The organism is Rhodospirillales bacterium, from assembly GCA_016872535.1.
In the GTDB taxonomy this organism is placed as follows: domain Bacteria; phylum Pseudomonadota; class Alphaproteobacteria; order Rhodospirillales; family 2-12-FULL-67-15; genus 2-12-FULL-67-15.
Genome location: VGZQ01000025.1, coordinates 22,449 through 40,043 on the forward strand (window position 1 = coordinate 22,449; position 17,595 = coordinate 40,043).

The 17,595-nt window shown below is 66.3% G+C and carries 17 protein-coding genes; 10 read left to right on the top strand and 7 right to left on the bottom strand.

The features are described from left to right. The first annotated feature begins 171 nt into the window (after positions 1-171). From FJ311_06860 to FJ311_06880, 5 genes are read left to right on the top strand one after another with little or no spacing between them, the layout of a single operon-like run. Positions 172-468: an antibiotic biosynthesis monooxygenase gene (locus tag FJ311_06860; protein MBM3951158.1), complete on the top strand. Its 297-nt coding sequence runs from the start codon at positions 172-174 to the stop codon at positions 466-468. Beyond that, positions 461-1,519, top strand: a complete 1,059-nt coding sequence (locus tag FJ311_06865; GenBank protein MBM3951159.1) for an XdhC/CoxI family protein — start codon at positions 461-463, stop codon at positions 1,517-1,519. The genes FJ311_06860 and FJ311_06865 overlap by 8 nt, the downstream gene beginning before the upstream one ends. Then, positions 1,516-2,112 (top strand): nucleotidyltransferase family protein, encoded by a 597-nt coding sequence (locus tag FJ311_06870; GenBank protein MBM3951160.1) that lies wholly within the window; start codon positions 1,516-1,518, stop codon positions 2,110-2,112. Before FJ311_06865 ends, FJ311_06870 begins: the two co-directional genes overlap by 4 nt. 55 nt (positions 2,113-2,167) lie before the next feature. Further along, positions 2,168-2,440, top strand: coding sequence for a plasmid maintenance system killer protein (locus FJ311_06875; protein ID MBM3951161.1), 273 nt, complete (start codon positions 2,168-2,170; stop codon positions 2,438-2,440). Between the two features lie 19 nt (positions 2,441-2,459). Then, complete coding sequence (locus tag FJ311_06880) at positions 2,460-2,756, top strand: HigA family addiction module antidote protein (protein MBM3951162.1); 297 nt, start codon at positions 2,460-2,462, stop codon at positions 2,754-2,756. A 3-nt stretch (positions 2,757-2,759) separates the two neighbouring features. On the opposite strand, the gene FJ311_06885 is transcribed toward FJ311_06880, so the two are convergent. From FJ311_06885 to FJ311_06895, 3 genes are read right to left on the bottom strand one after another with little or no spacing between them, the layout of a single operon-like run. Beyond that, positions 2,760-4,190: an RtcB family protein gene (locus FJ311_06885; protein MBM3951163.1), complete on the bottom strand. Its 1,431-nt coding sequence runs from the start codon at positions 4,188-4,190 to the stop codon at positions 2,760-2,762. An 11-nt stretch (positions 4,191-4,201) separates the two neighbouring features. Continuing rightward, entirely contained in the window at positions 4,202-4,642 is a 441-nt protein-coding gene (locus FJ311_06890) for an archease (protein MBM3951164.1), read from the bottom strand. A gap of 7 nt (positions 4,643-4,649) precedes the next feature. Then, complete coding sequence (locus tag FJ311_06895; protein ID MBM3951165.1) at positions 4,650-5,876, bottom strand: glycosyltransferase family 4 protein; 1,227 nt, start codon at positions 5,874-5,876, stop codon at positions 4,650-4,652. Positions 5,877-5,973: 97 nt separating this feature from the next. Here FJ311_06895 and FJ311_06900 point away from each other — a divergent pair, with 97 nt between their 5' ends. Further along, positions 5,974-6,771, top strand: coding sequence for a putative hydro-lyase (locus FJ311_06900; protein ID MBM3951166.1), 798 nt, complete (start codon positions 5,974-5,976; stop codon positions 6,769-6,771). Beyond that, complete coding sequence (locus FJ311_06905) at positions 6,771-8,504, top strand: dihydroxy-acid dehydratase (GenBank protein MBM3951167.1); 1,734 nt, start codon at positions 6,771-6,773, stop codon at positions 8,502-8,504. Before FJ311_06900 ends, FJ311_06905 begins: the two co-directional genes overlap by 1 nt. Here the strand turns inward: FJ311_06905 and FJ311_06910 are convergent. After that, a complete protein-coding gene (locus tag FJ311_06910) occupies positions 8,498-10,360 on the bottom strand; it encodes a TRAP transporter fused permease subunit (protein MBM3951168.1) in 1,863 nt (620 codons plus the stop codon). The genes FJ311_06905 and FJ311_06910 overlap by 7 nt on opposite strands. 53 nt (positions 10,361-10,413) lie before the next feature. Beyond that, positions 10,414-11,355, bottom strand: a complete 942-nt coding sequence (locus tag FJ311_06915; protein MBM3951169.1) for a TAXI family TRAP transporter solute-binding subunit — start codon at positions 11,353-11,355, stop codon at positions 10,414-10,416. Between the two features lie 176 nt (positions 11,356-11,531). Between FJ311_06915 and FJ311_06920 the strand changes: the two genes are divergently transcribed. From FJ311_06920 to FJ311_06930, 3 genes are read left to right on the top strand one after another with little or no spacing between them, the layout of a single operon-like run. Beyond that, positions 11,532-12,581: an efflux RND transporter periplasmic adaptor subunit gene (locus FJ311_06920; protein ID MBM3951170.1), complete on the top strand. Its 1,050-nt coding sequence runs from the start codon at positions 11,532-11,534 to the stop codon at positions 12,579-12,581. A 15-nt stretch (positions 12,582-12,596) separates the two neighbouring features. Beyond that, positions 12,597-13,838 carry an ABC transporter permease gene (locus tag FJ311_06925; GenBank protein MBM3951171.1) on the top strand — a complete coding sequence of 414 codons (1,242 nt, stop codon included), beginning with the start codon at positions 12,597-12,599 and terminating at the stop codon, positions 13,836-13,838. Further along, a complete protein-coding gene (locus FJ311_06930; protein ID MBM3951172.1) occupies positions 13,838-14,527 on the top strand; it encodes an ABC transporter ATP-binding protein in 690 nt (229 codons plus the stop codon). The genes FJ311_06925 and FJ311_06930 overlap by 1 nt, the downstream gene beginning before the upstream one ends. Here FJ311_06930 and FJ311_06935 read toward each other — a convergent pair. Continuing rightward, the gene (locus FJ311_06935) at positions 14,517-16,757 is read right to left on the bottom strand and encodes a hypothetical protein (GenBank protein ID MBM3951173.1); all 2,241 of its coding nucleotides are present in this window, start codon (positions 16,755-16,757) and stop codon (positions 14,517-14,519) included. The genes FJ311_06930 and FJ311_06935 overlap by 11 nt on opposite strands. Before the next feature lie 274 nt (positions 16,758-17,031). Further along, a partial coding sequence (locus FJ311_06940) for a 1-acyl-sn-glycerol-3-phosphate acyltransferase (GenBank protein MBM3951174.1) occupies positions 17,032-17,595 on the bottom strand: 564 nt, incomplete at its 5' end.

The following is a 17,595-nucleotide window of genomic DNA, read 5'->3' on the forward strand; positions in this document are numbered from 1 at the left end:
GGGGAAAATTTACGCAAAGGCCGTGCCAGAGCGGATTTTCAGGACTTTAACCCGGGGCGCTAAGGACCTTGTTCCCGGCGGGCGAATAACTGCCGGCAAAATAGGCTTGGAAAGCCTTTTTTTGACCAATAAATATGCAAGAGGCCTTCCCCGAAACCTTTGGGTTTTCCTATGTCCCCATACGCGATCTTTGTCACCATAAAGGTCAAGTCCGGAACTGCCGAAAAACTCCGTGCGCTCATCGTCAAGAACGCCCAGGCCGCGCGCGCGCGCGAACCCGATTGTCGGGCATTCTTCGTCTCGACCGCGGAGAATGAACCGGAAACCTTTCACTTCTTCGAGGTCTACAGCACCAAGGCCGCTCTCGAGGCGCATCGCCAACAGCCGCATTTCCTCGAATACTTCGCCGCTGCCAAGGACCTGATGGTTTCGCGCACTGTCCAGGGCATGGAGGTCGTGGATGGCTGAGTCCCCGCGGCAGGGTTTGTCTGGTATCGGCTCGCCCGCGCCGCTCAGGAAGGCCGTCGAATGGGCCGCCGCCGGGCGCAAGGTGGCGCTAGCGACCGTGGTCGAGACATGGGGGTCATCGCCATGCCCGCCCGGAAGCCAGATGACCGTCAACGACAAGGCGGGCTTCGCCGGTAGCGTCTCGGGCGGATGCATTGAATCCTCGGTGGTGTCGGAAGCGATCGAGGTGCTCCGCGAAAGAAAGCCGACGCTGCTCAGCTACGGCGTATCCGACGAGCAGGGCCATGCCGCCGGTCTCGCCTGCGGCGGCACCGTCAATGTCTTCGTCGAGCCGATGGACGCCGCAGTGCTCGCCGCGTTCCAGGGGCCGAAGCCGTTCGTGCGCGCGGTCGGCTTGACCTCGGGGCGCTGGGCGACCGTGCATGGGGACCGGATTTCGGGTCCGCTCGCGCTCGACGGGACCGCGCTTGCCGAGGCGCGTGCCGCCGCCCGCGACGGTAATTGCCGGATCGAACGAAGCGGGCCGGAGCCTCTCTTCATCCAGCCGGTGCCGCCGCCGCTCCGCATGCTGATCGTCGGTGCGGTGCGCATCGCCCAGACGCTCGCGCCGATGGCGGTCGAAGCCGGCTTCGAGGTGACCGTGATCGATCCGCGCCGCGCTTTCGCCGCGCCGGAACGCTTTCCCGCCTTCGCCGTGGTGCGCGAATGGCCGGACAAGGCGTTATCCGAACTGGGGCTCGATCCCGGCACGGCAGTAGTCGCGCTCACCCACGATGCCAAGCCCGACGACATGGCGCTCGGCTTGGCGCTGCGTTCCGACGCATTTTACGTGGGAGCCCTCGGCAGCCGCCGGACGCACGCCAAGCGCGTGGCGCGTCTCAAGGAGGCCGGCTACACGGACGCCGAAATCGGGCGCATCTGCGCGCCGATCGGGCTCGACATCGGCGCGCGCACGCCGGCCGAAATCGCGGTTTCGATTCTCGCCGAAGTCATTGCCGCCAAGAACGAGAAGTTCATCCGGATGCGCAACGCCGCACGCGCCGATCGATGACCGTCGCCGCCCTGATCCTGGCGGCGGGCCGGTCGAGCCGCATGGGAGACGCGAACAAGCTGTTGGCGGATTTGAACGGCGCGCCGATAGTCGCGCGCGTGGCCGAAGCGGCGCTCGCCTCGCGCGCGCGGCCCGTGGTCGCCGTCACCGGGCACGAGGCCGCGAAGGTGAGGGCCGCGCTCGCCGGTTTCGCGATCGAGGTCGCCCATAATCCGGATTATGCCCTGGGAATGAGCACGTCGCTTAAGGCGGGAATTGCGGCGCTGCGGGCGAAGAGCGTCGCGGGCGCGCTGGTCTTGCTCGGCGACATGCCGCGCGTGACGGCGGCGACCATCGATGCGTTGATCGCCGCCTTCGAGCAAAGCGGCGGGCGCGCGATTTGCGTTCCGGAGGCCGGCGGCCAGCGCGGCAATCCGGTGCTGTGGCCGCACGATTTGTTCGGCGGAATGTCCGCCTTGTCGGGGGACAAGGGCGCGCGTGATTTGCTTGCACGCTATGCGGACCGGATCGTGCGTGTTCCCGCGTCCTCTGCGGAAATCTTCGCCGACGTCGATACGCCCGATGACCTCGCCCGGGCGCGGGACGGGCTTTAGCCGAGTGTCGGGTAGCGCTTGACAATCCGAGGCGTAAGGCATTACCTTACACTCGGTGATCCGCTCGTTTCGCAGCAAGGGGCTGAGGCTCTATTGGCAGTTGGGCGATTCCCGACGCCTCAGCGTTATCAACGAACGGCGGGTGCGGCAAATCCTTCTCGCCCTCAACGCGGCGACGCGGCCCGAGGATTTGAATTTGCCGGGTCTTCGGTTTCACGGCTTGCACGGTTCGCCGAAGCGGTGGGCGGTTTCGGTATCCGGCAACTGGCGGATCACCTGGGCTTGGGTCGAAGGTCCGGTGGACGTGGACCTTGAAGATTATCACTAGAACGATGGGAGCTACGCACGTGAAAACCCAACTTCAGCCGATGCATCCGGGGGAATTCCTGCGCGAGGTCGTGCTGCCGGAAACGGGGCTTGCCAAGACTAAGGTCGCGGCGCGCCTCGGACTTTCCCGCCAGTCGCTCTACGACATCTTGGGCGAGCGCGCGCCAGTGACGGCGCGGGTGGCGATGCGCCTCGGGCGCCTGTTCGGCAACGCGCCGCAGTTCTGGCTCAATCTTCAGGCCGAGTACGACGTCGTCACCCTCGGGCGCAAGATGCGCAAGGAACTGCGTGGGATTTCGCCGCTCAAGGCGGCGTGACCCTCAGCCCTTCACGCAGATCAACGGCTTCAGGTAGACGACCTTGCGCGACAATCCTGCACGTTCGGCTGCCTCCACCACCTGGCCCACGTCCTTGTAGGCGCCGGGCGCTTCCTCGGCGATACCGCGCATGGAAGGGCTGCGGATCAGGATCCCGCGCGCCGCGAGGTCATCGACCACATAACGCCCGCGCCAGGATTTCAGCGCCTGGTGGCGGCTCATGCGCCGCCCGGCGCCATGGCAGGAGGAGGAATAGGCGCGTGTTTCGCTTTCCCGGGTGCCGGCGAGCACGTAGGATCCGGTCCCCATGCTGCCGCCGATGAGCACCGGCTGGCCGATGGGCCGCAGCGCCTCGGGCAACTCCGCATGGCCGGGGCCGAAGGCGCGCGTCGCCCCTTTGCGGTGCACGAACAGGCGGCGCTTTTTCCCTCCGACCTCGTGCTCCTCGATCTTGCAGGTGTTGTGGGAAACGTCGAACAGAAGTTCGAGCCGCGTTTTGGGGAAGAACTGCGCGAACACCTCGCGCGTCAGGTGGCCGATGATCTGGCGGTTGGCGAGCGCGCAGTTGATGGCGGCGCGCATGGCGCCGAGATAGCGTCGCCCCACGTCGGAATCGATCGGCGCGCAGGCCAATTCCCGGTCGGGCAGGCGGATGCCGTGACGCGCCGCGGCTTCGGCCATTTCGCGCAGGTATTCGGTGCCGATCTGGTGGCCGAGCCCGCGCGAGCCGCAATGGATGCTGACCACGATTTCGCCTGCGCGCAAACCATACGCTTCCGCCGCCACGGGGTCGAACACCTCGGCGATCTCCTGCACTTCCAGGTAATGGTTGCCGGAACCGAGGGTCCCCATTTCGTCCTTCTGGCGCTTTTTCGCTTTTTCCGACACCGCGTCGGGCTCGGCGCCCTTCATGCAACCGTGTTCCTCGATCCGCTCCAGGTCGCGCGCCTCGCCCCAGCCGCGCGCCAGCGCCCAAGTCGCGCCGCCCGCCAGCATGGCGTCCATTTCGGCGGCGTCGAGCCGGATCGCGCCGGTACTGCCGAGCCCGGCCGGAATGTGACGGAACAGGGCGTCGGCGAGGTCGCGCTGCGCTTTCAGGATTTCGGCTTTGGGAAGCCCGGTGGTCAGCGCGCGCACGCCGCAGGAAATGTCGAATCCGACGCCGCCTGCCGACACCACGCCCCCTTGGTCGGGATCGAATGCGGCGACGCCGCCGATAGGAAAGCCGTAACCCCAATGGGCGTCGGGCATGGCATACGAGGCGCCGACGATGCCGGGCAGCGCCGCGACGTTGACCACCTGTTCGAACACCTTGTCGTCCATGTCGCGGATCAGGTCTTCGTCGGCATAAATCACCGCCGGCACGCGCATAGTGCCCACGGGTTCCACCCGCCACTCGTAGCCGGATATCCGCTCGAAACGTCCCGGGTCCATCGGTTTCGTTCCTAGACGTCCACCACGCATTGGGCGACCCAGCGCCCGGGTTGCTCCTCGGCGACGCGGAGGGCGGTCAGGGTCGCGCCTTTGACCTCGGTGCCGAGCTCATGCCGGGCACGATCGACCGGCTCGCCCCAGGCGGTCGCCATCAACCGGTTGTCTTCGATTACGACCGCGAAGCGCGAAAAAAGCATCTTCCGCGTCGCCATCTCATAGATAAGCGCGTTCAGCCATTCGGCCAGCAGCAGTTCCAAATCCGGCGCCTGGGCCGAAAGCGTCACGGCCTCGCGGGGTTCGACTTGGGCCGGATCGGCCATGACCGCGACGGTGGCCAGGGCGGTCTGGATGAACGCTTCGGCCGGGGTGCGCCCAAACCCGCGTACGCCGACGTCGGCCACGTGGGAGAAATGTTCCCAGTTCGTCGCGTGCGGAGGGGGCGCGAGCGTCATCTCCCTGTCACCGGCGGATGGCGCTTTCCAGCACCGCGATCATCTCCTCGGCCTGGGCGCGGCGCGAATGCGACGGTGCCGCGCGCAACGCGGCCGCCGCCAGGCGCTCGCGCAACGCGGCATCGTCGGCGAGCCTGCGCGCGGCCGCCGCGAGTGCTTCCGGATCGCCGGGCGGGACCCATAGACCCGCGCCGTCGCCCTCGACGATTTCCTTCGCTTCGCCCTTGGGCGCGGCGAGCAGGATCGGCTTGCCCATGGCCATGGCCTCGAAAATCTTCGACGGGATCACCTCGGCGAACACCGGCGAATCGCGCAAGTGCACCAGCGCCGCGTCGACTAGGCTCCAAACGCGCGGCATCGCTTCCTTGGGTTGCGGGCCGATCAGGCGCACGTTGGCGAGCTTGCGCCGCGCGGCATCGGCCACCAACGTTTCGCGCTCGGCCCCGTCGCCGACCAGTAGAAAACGAATATCCTCGCGTGCGCGGGCGCGTTCGGCGGCGTCGAGCACGTTGCCGAGGCCGTGCGCCATGCCGTGGGTGCCGACGTAGCCGATCACGAATTTGCCGGCGAGGCCCCATTCGGCGGCCAGGCCCGCGTCGCGCGGGCGCGGCGCGTAGCGGCCGAGATCGACGCCGTTGCGTACAACCGCGATCTTGCCAGGATCGATCCCCCGCCCGGTCAAATTCTCCTTGAAGGCGCGGGTCAACGCCACCACGCGCGCGGCGCGGCGATAGAGGAACAGCTCGATTTTCTCCATCAGCGCCAGCAGCGGATTGCGGCGCATGGCGCCGACCCCGACGATGGAGGCGGGCCAGATGTCGCCCAGTTCGAACACGAAGGGAAAGCGCTTGAGCGCGCCGACCAGCCATCCCGCGACGGCGGCGAAGAACTGCGGCGAGGTGGCGACGACCACGTCTGGGCGCCGTTCAGCGAGCGCGGCGACGGTGCCCGTGACCATGAAGCTCAGGAAATCGAGCGCGCGCCTGAGTGCGCCGCCTTTGTTGGGGGCGATGAAGGTCTTGACCCGCACCACGCGGATGCCGTCGATCGTTTCCGCCCGCCGCCACAGGTTGCGGTAGCCGGCATGCAGCTTTCCTTGCGGAAAATTGGGAAACGAGGTGACGACCGTGACCTCGTGGCCCCAGGCGACCCAATGGACCGCGCGCTCGTAAACACGGGTGGCGGCGGCGTTGGTTTCCGGCGGAAAATTGTCGGCGAGAAACAGGATTTTCATGCGGACGCCACGATAACGGGCGAGGGAGGCGGGGCCAAGAAGCCTGGACGGGCGGGCCGCCCTGTGGCTCTATTACGGCGTCGGCGGGAGAACGGGCATGGATGGCGGCACTCGCGATTTGAGCACCGGTTTGGCGGCGCGGCGCATGATTCGGCAGGGCGGCTACCAAGGGCCGACCGCCGGGTTCGCGCCCGGCTACGTGCAGGGCAACCTCGCCATCCTGCCCGCCGACTTGGCCGCCGACTTTCACCGCTTCTGCCAAGCCAATCCGAAGCCGTGCCCGCTGCTCGGGGTTTCGGACCGGGGCGATCCGCGCGTGCCTTTGCTGGGCGAGGACCTCGACATCCGCACCGATTTGCCGAAATACCGCGTCTGGCGGAACGGCGAACTGGTCGAGGAGGTTACCGACATTCGCCCCCATTGGCGCGATGATCTCGTGTCGTTCGTGATCGGCTGTTCGTTTTCCTTCGAGCAGGCGCTGCTCGAGGGCGGCATTGAAATCCGCCATATCACCCAGGGTTGCAACGTGCCCATGTACCGCACCTCGGTGCCGACGGTACCGGCGGGGCCGTTCCGGGGACCGTTGGTGGTCTCCATGCGGCCGATGAAGCCCGCCGACGCGATCCGCGCCGTGCAGATCACCTCGCGCTTTCCCTCGGTTCACGGCGCGCCGGTCCACCTCGGGTTCCCCGAGGCGGTCGGCATTCGCGACTTGGCGAAACCCGACTACGGCGACGCGGTCGAGGTGCGCGCGGGCGAGTTGCCGGTGTTCTGGGCGTGCGGCGTCACGCCGCAATCGGTGATCGCCGCGGTCAAGCCACCGTTCTGCATCACCCACGCGCCCGGCTCGATGCTGGTGACGGATTTGCTCAATACGCGCCTCGCCGCGTTCTGATGGCCGCGCCCCGCACGAAGACCTACGCCGATCTGCGTTCGGCCCGCTGGTACGGGGCGCGCGACTTGCGCTCGTTCGGGCACCGCTCGCGCACCAAGCAGATGGGTTTCGCGCGTGAGGATTGGGAAGGCAAGCCGGTCATCGCCGTCATCAACACCTGGTCGGAAATGAACCCGTGCCACGCGCACCTGCGAACGCGGGCCGAGGAGGTCAAGCGCGGCGTCTGGCAGGCGGGCGGCTTTCCGGTCGAGATGCCGGCCATGTCGCTGGGCGAACCGTTCATGAAACCGACCACCATGCTCTACCGCAACCTGCTGGCGATGGAGACGGAAGAACTGCTGCGCGCCAATCCGATCGACGGCGCGGTGCTGCTCGGCGGCTGCGACAAGACGGTGCCGGGACTGCTGATGGGCGCGATCAGCATGAACGTCCCGGCGATCTTCGTGCCGGCGGGGCCGATGCTGCGCGGCAACTGGAACGGGGTCACGTTGGGCAGCGGCAGCGACGTCTGGAAATACTGGGCGGATTTGCGCGCCGGGGTCATTTCCGAGGACGACTGGCGCGGGATCGAGGACGGCATCGCGCGCTCCTTCGGCACCTGCATGACCATGGGCACGGCGTCGACCATGGCGATTCTGGCCGAGGCGCTGGGCCTGACGCTGCCCGGCGCGGCGTCGATTCCGGCGGCCGATTCGGCGCACCCCCGGCTTGCGACCGCGAGCGGGCGGCGCATCGTCGACCTGGTGTGGGAAGACCTGAAGCCGCGCGACATCCTAAGCCCTGGCTCGTTCGACAACGCCATCGTCGCGCTCAACGCCGTCGGCGGCTCGACCAACGCAGTCGTCCATCTGGTGGCGCTGGCGGGACGCGCCGGCATTCGATTGCCGCTCGATCGGTTCGACGCGCTCGCGCGCCAAACCCCTTTCATCGCCAATCTGCGCCCGTCGGGCCAATACCTGATGGAAGACCTGCACTACGCGGGCGGCAGCCGCGCGCTGCTCGCGCAACTCAGAGACCGCCTGCGGCTCGAGGCGCGCACCGTCGCTGGCGGCACGCTCGGCGAGGCGATCGCCGGGGCGCGGGTCGTCAACGACGACGTCATCCGTTCCGCCGCCAAGCCGCTCAGGTCCGAAGGCGGACTTGCCATCCTTCGGGGCTCGCTCGCGCCCGACGGCGCGGTACTGAAACTGACGGCGGCGGAACCGAGGCTCCTCAAACATCGCGGCCCGGCGGTAGTGTTCGAGGATTACAACGACATGGCCGCGCGCATCGACAACGAGGCGCTGCCGGCGACGCCCGATTCGATCCTGGTGCTCAAGAACGCCGGGCCCAAGGGCGGGCCCGGCATGCCGGAATGGGGCCAGCTACCGCTGCCGAAGAAGCTGCTGCGCCAGGGCGTGCGCGACATGGTGCGGATTTCGGATGCGCGTATGAGCGGAACTAGCTACGGCGCCTGCGTGCTGCACGTGGCGCCGGAATCCGCGGTCGGCGGGCCGCTCGCCCTGGTCCGGGACGGCGACGTGATCGAACTCGACGCCGAGGCGCGCCGGCTCGATCTTTTGGTGGCGGCGGACGAACTGGGCCGCCGTCGACAAGCGTGGCAACCGCGCCCGGCAGCTTACGCACGCGGCTTCGGCGAAATGTTCCTCGCCCACGTCACCCAGGCGGACAAAGGCTGCGACTTCGACTTTCTCGAGGGCGCGGCACCGACGCCGGAACCCGAAATTCACTGAACTGCGGCGGCGCGCTTGCCTTCGGCGTATTGCTGCAAAATGATCAAGAACAAAATTCCGAATCCGATTGTGTCCGTGATTAACCCCGGTTTGATCAGCATGAGCGCGGCGGCGAGCAAAAGGGCGCGTTGCCAAAGCGCGAGCGGTCTCAGCAGGTAGCCCATCAGCGAGGCGGCGAGCGTCGCCGTGCCGACCGAGGCGCTGACGAAGGCCATCGCCGCATCTGTCCAGTCGCCGATCAGCAGTAGCGAGGGCTCGTAAATAAACATGAACGGCACGATGAAGCCGGCGGCACCGACCTTCATCGCGGCGAGTCCCGAATTCCACAGATCGGTCTTGGCCAGCGCGGCGGCGGCATAGACCGCGAGCGCGACCGGCGGCGTGATCGCCGATAGGATCGCGAAATAGAACGCGAACATGTGCGCCGCCGGCGGAATGGCGCCGAGCTTGATGATCGCCGGCACCAAGAGCGCGACCATGATGATGTAGGCGGGCGTGGTCGGCATGCCCATCCCGAGAATGATCCCGGCGATCGCGGTGACGACGAGGGCCAGGAACAGGCTGCTGCGCGCCAGTTCGACCACGACATTGGTGAAGGTGATGCCGAGCCCGGTCAGCGTCACCGCGCCGACCACGATGCCGGCGGCGGCGCAAGCCATGGCGACGGCGAGCGCGTTCTTGGCGCCGTCCTCGAGCGCTTCGAACACGCCTTGCCAGCGGATTTCGCGCCGGGTGTTGGCGCGCAGCATGGCGACGGGGAAGCACGACAGCGCCCCGGCCAGGGCGCTCAAGGGCGCGCTGTAGCCGCCGAACAGTCCGGCGAGAATAATCAGGATGGGGATGAACAAGTGCCCCCGCTCGCGCATCACTTGCTTGAGCGGCGTGATGTCGCTTTTCGGCAGGCCGAGGAGCCCCGAGCGCTTGGCCTCGAAATGAACCGCGGAAAAGACCGCGACGTAATAAAGGACCGCCGGGATGAGCGCCCAGACCGTGATCTGAAAGTAGCTGACCGCCAGGAACTCGGCCATGACGAAAGCCGCCGCGCCCATCACCGGGGGCATGATCTGACCGCCGGTCGAGGCGACCGATTCGACGGCGGCGGCGAACGGCGGGCGGAATCCGGTTCGCTTCATCAGCGGAATGGTAATCGGACCGTCGACCATGACGTTGGCGACGGCGCTGCCGGATATGGTGCCGAACAGGCTGGAACTGACTACCGCCACCTTGCCCGGCCCGCCGGCGGTGTGACCGGTGAGCGCGAGCGCGAAATCCATGAACATCTTGCCGGTGCCGGTGCGTTCCATGAAGCTTCCGAACACCACGAAAATGATGACGTAGGAGGCGGAAACGCCGAGCACCGGGCCGAAAATACCCTCGGTCGTCATGTAGAGCTGGTCGAGCAGCTTCTGCGGCTCGACGCCAAAAATGAGCAAGGCATAAACGATAAAAATGACCGCGGTGACGGGCAGAGCCCAGCCGATCACCCGCCGCGTCGCGTCGAGCACGAGCAGAATAGTCAGGATCGCCATCACCCAATCGGCGGGCCTGAGGTCGTCGATGTAATAAATGCGGTCGACGAAGTACTCGTAGTTGACGAAGATGTAGCCGACCGCCGCGAGGCTGAGGCCGATCGGTGCGATGTCATACCACGCCACCCGCCGTTCTCCTTCCGTCGCGCGAAACGGAAAGAACAGGAACACCAGCACCAGCGCGAACAGCAGATGCGTGCCGCGGAAGATCATCGCCTCCGGCGGACCGGAGGCGGCGATCCACATGTGGTAGAGCGACATGGCGACGGCGACGGCAAAAGCCGCCATGCGCGCGCCGCGCTCGAACACAGTCAATGATGCGGACATCGGTGCGAATCAAGAAACCGGCGGAGAGTTCTCCGCCGGTTTCCTGTCGGGAATCACAGAGCCCCGATTTCCTTATAGAACTTGCGCGCGCCGGGATGCAGCGGCACGCCGATATCCTCGGCCATCATCTTGGGCGTCAGGCCGTCGATCGCCTTGACCACGGCGACCATGTCCGGGATATGGCCGGCCATAGTCTTGGCCATGGTGTAGACCTGGGCCTCAGGCAGCTTGCAGCTCACCACCAGGTGCGTGGCGTAGCCGATCACCTTCACGTCCTGGGTGATCTTGGGGTAGGTACCGGCCTTGATGGTGTTCAAGGTGTAGCCGGGATTGATCTTCTTCATATCGCCGATTTTCTCGCCGATATCGAGCAGCTTGATGTCGCGCGCGGCGGCGATGTCCATCACCGCGCCGGCGGGGATGGTGGTGCCGAGCGTGAAGGCCTGGGCGTGCCCGTCCTTCAGAAGCGCGACTGCGTCGCTGTAGGAGACATGGCTGACCTTGCCGAGCTTCTGGTAATCGAGGCCGTAGACCTGCAGAACGTGACGGGTGATTTCTTCGGCGGTGTTGCCGCGCGGCTGGATGGCGACATGCTTGCCCTTGAGATCGGCGACCGAGTTGATCTTGGCGTCGGCCAAGGCCACCACCTGGAAATATTGAGGATAGAGGGTGGCGAGCTGGCAGACGTTGTCGTGCTTCTTGTCGAAGGGCGCGGCGCCCTTGATCGCGTCCACGGTCGAGACGCTGTTGGCGAATCCGATTTCGGTCTTGCTTTCCTGCACGCCCTTGACGTTGGCGATGCCGGCGCCGGGCAGGGCCTGGATCGTCACCCCGGGCATCGCCTTTTCCCACATGGACTTGAGCGAGCCGCCGAGCGGCACCCACGACCCCCCTTGCGGGCCGGTCATCAGGCGGAGCGTATCGGCGGCGGGCGCCGGTTGGCCGAGCGCGATCACGGCGACGCCGATCGCGGCCGTTAGAAACATCTTGTTCATTGAACGATCCTCCCTTGTTGGACGGCGTGGCCGATCTTTGCCGACCCGCCTTTCCGCCAGCATGGTAAAGGGGGCCGGGCCCGTCAAGGGTCGGGCCACCGCGCCGGGCGGCGCGGGGTGGCGGTTCCGGGGCGGGCGGCTTACATTAGCTACATTTCGCGGGCCCCGGGGGAGCGATGGCCCGCGATCGCACCCGGGCCGTCGTCTTTATGCGCAAGATCGTTCTCGTCCTCGTCGTCGCCGTGCTCGCCGCCGCAGGGCTGGTCTACCACGTTTACGGTCGCGGGACTGCGGTCACCGTCGCGAATCCGGAACGGGGCCTGGCAATCGAATCGGTCTACGCCACCGGCGTGGTCGAGCCGGTAACCTGGGCGCAGGTATCTGCGCTGGTCCAAGGCCGCATCGCCGCCGTCCGGGCTCATGACGGCGACCGGGTCGAGGAGGGACAACTGATCGCCCGTCTCGATGATCGCGAAGCCCGCGCCGTCCTGCACCAGGTCGAAGCACGGGAGCGGTATTGGCAGGAAGAGCTGGCCCGCCAACAGGCTCTCGAGGCGCGCGGCGTCGCCAGCCGCGCGACCTACGAACGGACCCAGAGCGAGTATTTGCAGGCCAAGGCCGCGACCGCGGCGGCGCGCCAGCGGCTCGAGGATTTCAACGTGCGCGCGCCGATCGCGGGCACGGTCCTGCGCCAGGACGGCGAAGTCGGCGAAGTGGTCGACAAACAGAAGATCCTGTTTTCCATCGGCCAGCCGAAGCCGCTGCGCGTCACGGCGGACGTGGATGAAGAGGATATCGTGCATCTCGTCCCCGGCCAGAAGGTGCTGATCAAGGCCGACGCGTTTCCCGATCGGACGCTGCCCGGAACCGTCGCCGCCATCACGCCCAAGGGCGATCCCATCAACAAGAGTTTCCGCGTGCGGGTCGCGCTGCCCCCGGACACGCCGGTGCTGGTCGGCATGACGGTCGAAATCAACGTGGTGACGCGCGAGACGCCGGACGCGCTCCTGATTCCGGCCGGCACGACGCGCGACGGCCACGTATTCGTCGCCGAGGCCGACCGCGCGCGGCGCGTACCGGTGAAAATAGGCGCGCGCGGCGCCGCCCAGACCGAGATCGTCGAAGGCCTCGCGGCGGATTCACTCGTCATCCTCGAGCCTCCGGCCAAGCTGACCGACGGCGCCCGCATCCGTATCGCCAACGGCGCGAAGGCCCACCCGCGCTAATCGCGCGGAACGCGCATGCCGCTCGAACTCGCCATTGCGCTTTCGCACCTGATGCGCCGGCGACGCCAGACCGCCATTTCGGTGCTCGGCGTCATGCTCGGCGTCGGCTTTTTCATCGGCATCGCGTCGATGATGCAGGGTTTCCAGAATTATTTCGTCGAAAAGGTGATCGACGTTCAGCCGCACATCGTGATGAAAGACGAATTCCGGGTGCCCGCCCGCCAGCCGGTGTTTCGGGATCATCCGGACGCGGCGATCGAGTTGAACGGCCTCAAGCCGCGCGACGAGGTGCGCGGTATTCGCGGGTCGCGGGCGGTGCTCGCCCACGCGCGGCACATGCAGGGCGTGCATGTGGCACCGACGTTTGCCGGCCAGGCGCTGCTGCGCTACGGCTCGAAGGATGTGTCGGTGACCGTCAACGGTATCGAGCCGGCCTCCGAACGCCGCGTCACCAACCTGGAAAAGGATCTGACCCAGGGTGCGCTCGACGACCTCTATACCACGAGCAACGGAATCATCCTCGGCATCGGCGTGGCGGATAAGCTCGGCGCCGCTATGGGCGACACGCTGACCGTGGTGTCGCCGCAGAATGTTATTCTGAAAATGAAAGTGACCGGGATTTTCTCCTCCGGCATCACCACCATGGATAACTTCGAGACGTACGTCCTGCTCAAGAAGGCGCAAATCCTTCATAACCGTCCGAACGTCATCAACCGCATCCGGTTCCGCCTCGACGACATCGAACGGGCCGGTGCGATCGCTCGCGGACTCGAGTCCCGCTTTGGCTATCGGACCGAATCGTGGGAAGAGGCCTCGCGCAACGTGCTCGGCATTTTCGTCATTCAGAACGGAATCATGTATTCGACCGTGTCGGCGATTCTGATCGTCGCGTGCTTCGGCATCTTCAACGTCATTTCGACGGTGATCTACGAAAAGTCGCGCGACATCGCGATTCTCAAGTCGATGGGCTTCGCCGAAGGCGACATCATGCGCGTGTTCGTGATCGAAGGCGTGATCGCCGGGATGATCGGCAGCGTGCTCGGCTGGGCGCTCGGCTACGGGATCGTCGAATTCCTCGCTTCGATCCGCTTCAACATCGAAGGCTTCGTCCGCTCGGAGGGGTTTATTTTGTATCGCACCGCCTGGCACTACGTGATCGGCGCGGCGGTCGCGACCGCGTCGGCGACGTTCGCGGCGTGGCTGCCGGCCCGGCGCGCGGCCCGGCTCAATCCGGTCGATATCGTGCGGGGCCTGTGATGACCGCGGATGCCGTTCCCGCCCTGGAAGCGCGCGGCCTGACCCGCGTGCTGCCCGGCGCGGTGCCGGTGACGCTGGTCAAGGACGCGACCTTTTCCGTCCGTAAGGGCGAGCTGGTGGCGGTCACCGGCCCTTCGGGTTCGGGCAAGTCGTCGCTGCTTTATCTCCTCGGCCTTTTGGATACGCCGAGTTCGGGCGAAATCCGGATCGAGGGCCGCGATGCGGGCACGCTCGATTCGGACGAACAGGCGCGCCTCAGGCTTTCGCGGCTTGGCTTCGTCTTTCAATTTCACTTTTTGCTGGAAGAATTCGACGTGCTCGACAACGTCATGTTGCCGATGCGCAAGCTCGGCCGCCTGTCAGCCGCCGACATGCGCGCGCGGGCGCAGGCGATTCTCGCCGATTTGGGAATGGCCGATCAGATGCGCAAGTACCCGAGCCAGCTTTCGGGCGGCCAGCGCCAGCGGGTCGCGGTTGCCCGCGCGCTCGCCAACGACCCGGCGGTGGTGCTGGCCGACGAACCGACCGGCAATCTCGACAGCGCGAACGCGCTCGCGGTATTCGAAATCTTCAAGCGGCTGGCCCGCGACCAGGGCCGCGCGCTGGTGGTGGTGACCCACGAACAGGATCTGGCGGCGATGGCCGACCGCCAGATTCACATGATCGATGGGCGCATCGTCACCACTTGAGCGCGGTGAAGATGTTGGAGTAGTGGTCGGTCCACAGCCGATCCTTGGTCTCGGGCTTGAGCGGAGTCCAACGGCCGTCGGCGCGGATGTGTTCGGCGGTCGGGCCGGGCCGGGCCATCGCCACCCAGGTCGATCCGAACGCGGTCGGCGTGTTGGGCGGTGCGTCGTATTCCTGGAGAAACGCTTCGATCCCCGCGTCGGCGGCGAGGCCTGCGAGCACCGGCTTCAAGTCGAGATAACGGTTGGAGATGTGATAAACCAACACGCCGTCTTCCTTGAGCTTGGTCAGGTACATGGCCATCGCTTCGCGCGTGAGCAGATGCACCGGCACCGCGTCCGAGGTGAAGGCGTCCATCACCAGCAGGTCCTGCGAGCGGTCGGCGACCTTCTGCAACGTCAGCCGCCCGTCGCCGAGGACGACCTTGATCTCGGGCGGGCAATCGCGCAGGAACGTGAACAGAGTGGTATCGCGGGCCATGCGCTCGACCGCCGGGTCGATCTCGTAATAGGTAAAGGTCTGTCCCGGCTTGGCTAGGCACGCGAGCGCGCCGGTGCCGAGCCCGAGAACCGATAGCTTGGCGCCCGGCCTCGAGGCGACCGGGAAGCGGAACACCTGGGTGATCGGGCTGCCGGGGAAATAATAAGTCTGCGGGGTCAGACGCTTGGCCGGTTCCAGGCTTTGCGAGCCATGATTGGTGGTGCCGTGGTACATGGTCATCATCGGCGGCTTCTCTTCCTGCGTCACTCGGATGATGCCGAAGAAGTTGCGTTCGGCCTTCAGTTCGTTCGAGCGCCCGCCGATCGGAAACAATGCCTGCGCGAGCAGAATGGCGACGGCGACCAGCCCGAACCGCCAGGGCCGCTTCGCGGCCGCCGCCGCGATCAGCGCCAGGACCACGCCGATCGCCGTTTGCATCGAGGATTCGGCGTCGGTGAAGGTGTCGGGAAACCGCCACAGCGCGAACAGTAGGACGGCGAAGACGACACCCGGCAGCACCAGGTCCTTGAGGGCGGGGCGGGGAACGCTCTCGTTGCCGGCGCCGGGGCGCAAAAACAGGGCCAAAAGCAACACGACCGGATATTCGACCAACGACGTGAAGGCGACCGGCGCGACGATGGCGTTGAAGATGCCGCCGAGCACGCCGCCGAACGACAGCAGGAAATAGAACTCGGTCAGGTGTTCGGGGTCGGGCCGGGTGCGGGCCAATTCGCCGTGGCAGACCAGCGCGGTGACGAAGAAGGCGAGGAAATGCAGCCCGATGGTGAAGAAGGTGGCGCTGCTCCCGCCGCCCCAGAAGAAGAGCACGATCACCGGCAGCACGAAAAACGGCTGCAACAGGTTCGCTTGGTCGTGGGTGATCAGGGGTTTGCGCGCGAACGCGATGATGAAGGTCAGCAGATAGCCCGCGAGCGGCAAAATCCAAATCAATGGCACCGCCGCGATATCGGTGGTGACATAGGTGGTGAGGCCGATGAACAGGCTCGACGGCGCGAACGCGAGCAGCACCCAGCGCAGACGCAGCGGCGCCGTTGGGCGTCCGGCGGCGAAGACGTGCGCGGTGGGCTTGGCCGGCGCCTTGGCCGTGATCTTTCCTGGGCCCACATCGCGCGCCTTGAAGGCGGCGAGCGAGGTCAGCGCGATCGCGACGGCCAACGCCACATAGAGCGCGCTCCAGGTCGTGGTCTGGCCCGGAATGGTGAGATGTACTTCGGCCAGCGTCGGGAAGCCGAGCAGGCCGATCAGGCTGCCGATGTTGCTGGTGACGTAGAGGAAATAGGGATCGCCGGCGGCCGGATGATCGGTGCGCGCGAACCAGGCTTGCAGCATCGGCGCGGTCGCCGACAGTATAAAGAAGGGCGCGCCCGCCGACGCTAGCAGCAGCAAGAACAGCCAGCCCATTGGGTTGTCGCTGCTGGCTGGCGGCTCCCACCGGACGGCGTCGAACCCGATCGGCAGCGCGACCAACGACGCGGCCAGCAGCAGGACATGCAGCATCGCCTGGCGCTTGACGCCGAGCTTGAGCGAAAAGTGCGCGTAGCCATATCCCGCCAGCAACAACGCCTGGAAGAACACCATACAGGTGGTCCACACCATCGGCGTGCCGCCGAGCAGCGGCAGGATCATCTTTCCGACCAGAGGCTGCGACCAGAACATCAAGAGCGCGCTCAGGAACAAGGGCGGCATGAAAAGGGCAAGCAGCAGCCCCGGCCGGCCGGCGGTTGAGATCATGGCGGAAAAAGTCCTGGGATGAGGAGAAAGGGGGAGGGGAACGTGGGGGATATCGGGCGCTATCGGGCGGCCGCACTCTACTATTCCAACGGCACGGTTGACAATCGACCGGCCCGGCCACTCAAGCGCCGGATTGGGGCCAAATTGTGGCGCGCGCGGGCGAACGCCCAAGCGACTGCATGCCTACCGGCATGACGCGCGCATCAAAAGATGCGCCCCGACCGGGGCGCGGTCTCGCCGGTAGGCGGGCGATCGGAAGAATCCCGGCACGCCCTTAAAACGGCAGGTGCACGTGAGAGGCGTCCGGCTCGCCGCAACGGCGCAGGATGCTCTCACGGGCGAGGTCGCGGACTTTGAGCGCCGCCTTGAAGGGATCGCTTTCGCTCGCCGCGACCGCGGCGGCATCGATCGGCGGCTCGATGGTCACCGTGATCGGCCCTCGGCGCGGAAACCAGCTCTGGTCGCGGAGCACCGAACGGGTACCCCGGATCACGACCGGAACCACCGGAACCCGTGCGGCGACCGCAGCCTCGAAGGCGCCGAGTCGGAACGGCAGCAAGCCCGGCGCGCGCATCAAGGTGCCTTCCGGAAAGTACATCAGATCGCGCCCGCCCCGGATGCGCTCGACCAGGCGCTTGGAATCGGCGATGGCGTCTTCCTTGGCCAGGCGCCGGACGTATTCGGCGCCGATCCGATCGAGCAGCAGCCGGGGCAGAAATTGTTCGCCCAGTTCGGCCTTGGCGACGAAGCTGAACGGCCGCGGGATGGCGGCGGTAAGCACGAAACCGTCGAGATAGCTCGCGTGGTTGGCGACGAACACGCAAGGCCGGTTCCGGGG

Bases quoted from the DNA above. Each gene is read 5' to 3' on its own strand.
- FJ311_06860 (MBM3951158.1), top strand. From the start codon at position 172: ATGTCCCCATACGCGATCTTTGTCACCATAAAGGTCAAGTCCGGAACT.
- FJ311_06865 (MBM3951159.1), top strand. From the start codon at position 461: ATGGCTGAGTCCCCGCGGCAGGGTTTGTCTGGTATCGGCTCGCCCGCG.
- FJ311_06870 (MBM3951160.1), top strand. From the start codon at position 1,516: ATGACCGTCGCCGCCCTGATCCTGGCGGCGGGCCGGTCGAGCCGCATG.
- FJ311_06885 (MBM3951163.1), bottom strand. From the start codon at position 4,190: ATGGACCCGGGACGTTTCGAGCGGATATCCGGCTACGAGTGGCGGGTG.
- FJ311_06890 (MBM3951164.1), bottom strand. From the start codon at position 4,642: ATGACGCTCGCGCCCCCTCCGCACGCGACGAACTGGGAACATTTCTCC.
- FJ311_06895 (MBM3951165.1), bottom strand. From the start codon at position 5,876: ATGAAAATCCTGTTTCTCGCCGACAATTTTCCGCCGGAAACCAACGCC.
- FJ311_06900 (MBM3951166.1), top strand. From the start codon at position 5,974: ATGGATGGCGGCACTCGCGATTTGAGCACCGGTTTGGCGGCGCGGCGC.
- FJ311_06905 (MBM3951167.1), top strand. From the start codon at position 6,771: ATGGCCGCGCCCCGCACGAAGACCTACGCCGATCTGCGTTCGGCCCGC.
- FJ311_06910 (MBM3951168.1), bottom strand. From the start codon at position 10,360: ATGTCCGCATCATTGACTGTGTTCGAGCGCGGCGCGCGCATGGCGGCT.
- FJ311_06915 (MBM3951169.1), bottom strand. From the start codon at position 11,355: ATGAACAAGATGTTTCTAACGGCCGCGATCGGCGTCGCCGTGATCGCG.
- FJ311_06920 (MBM3951170.1), top strand. From the start codon at position 11,532: ATGGCCCGCGATCGCACCCGGGCCGTCGTCTTTATGCGCAAGATCGTT.
- FJ311_06925 (MBM3951171.1), top strand. From the start codon at position 12,597: ATGCCGCTCGAACTCGCCATTGCGCTTTCGCACCTGATGCGCCGGCGA.
- FJ311_06930 (MBM3951172.1), top strand. From the start codon at position 13,838: ATGACCGCGGATGCCGTTCCCGCCCTGGAAGCGCGCGGCCTGACCCGC.
- FJ311_06935 (MBM3951173.1), bottom strand. From the start codon at position 16,757: ATGATCTCAACCGCCGGCCGGCCGGGGCTGCTGCTTGCCCTTTTCATG.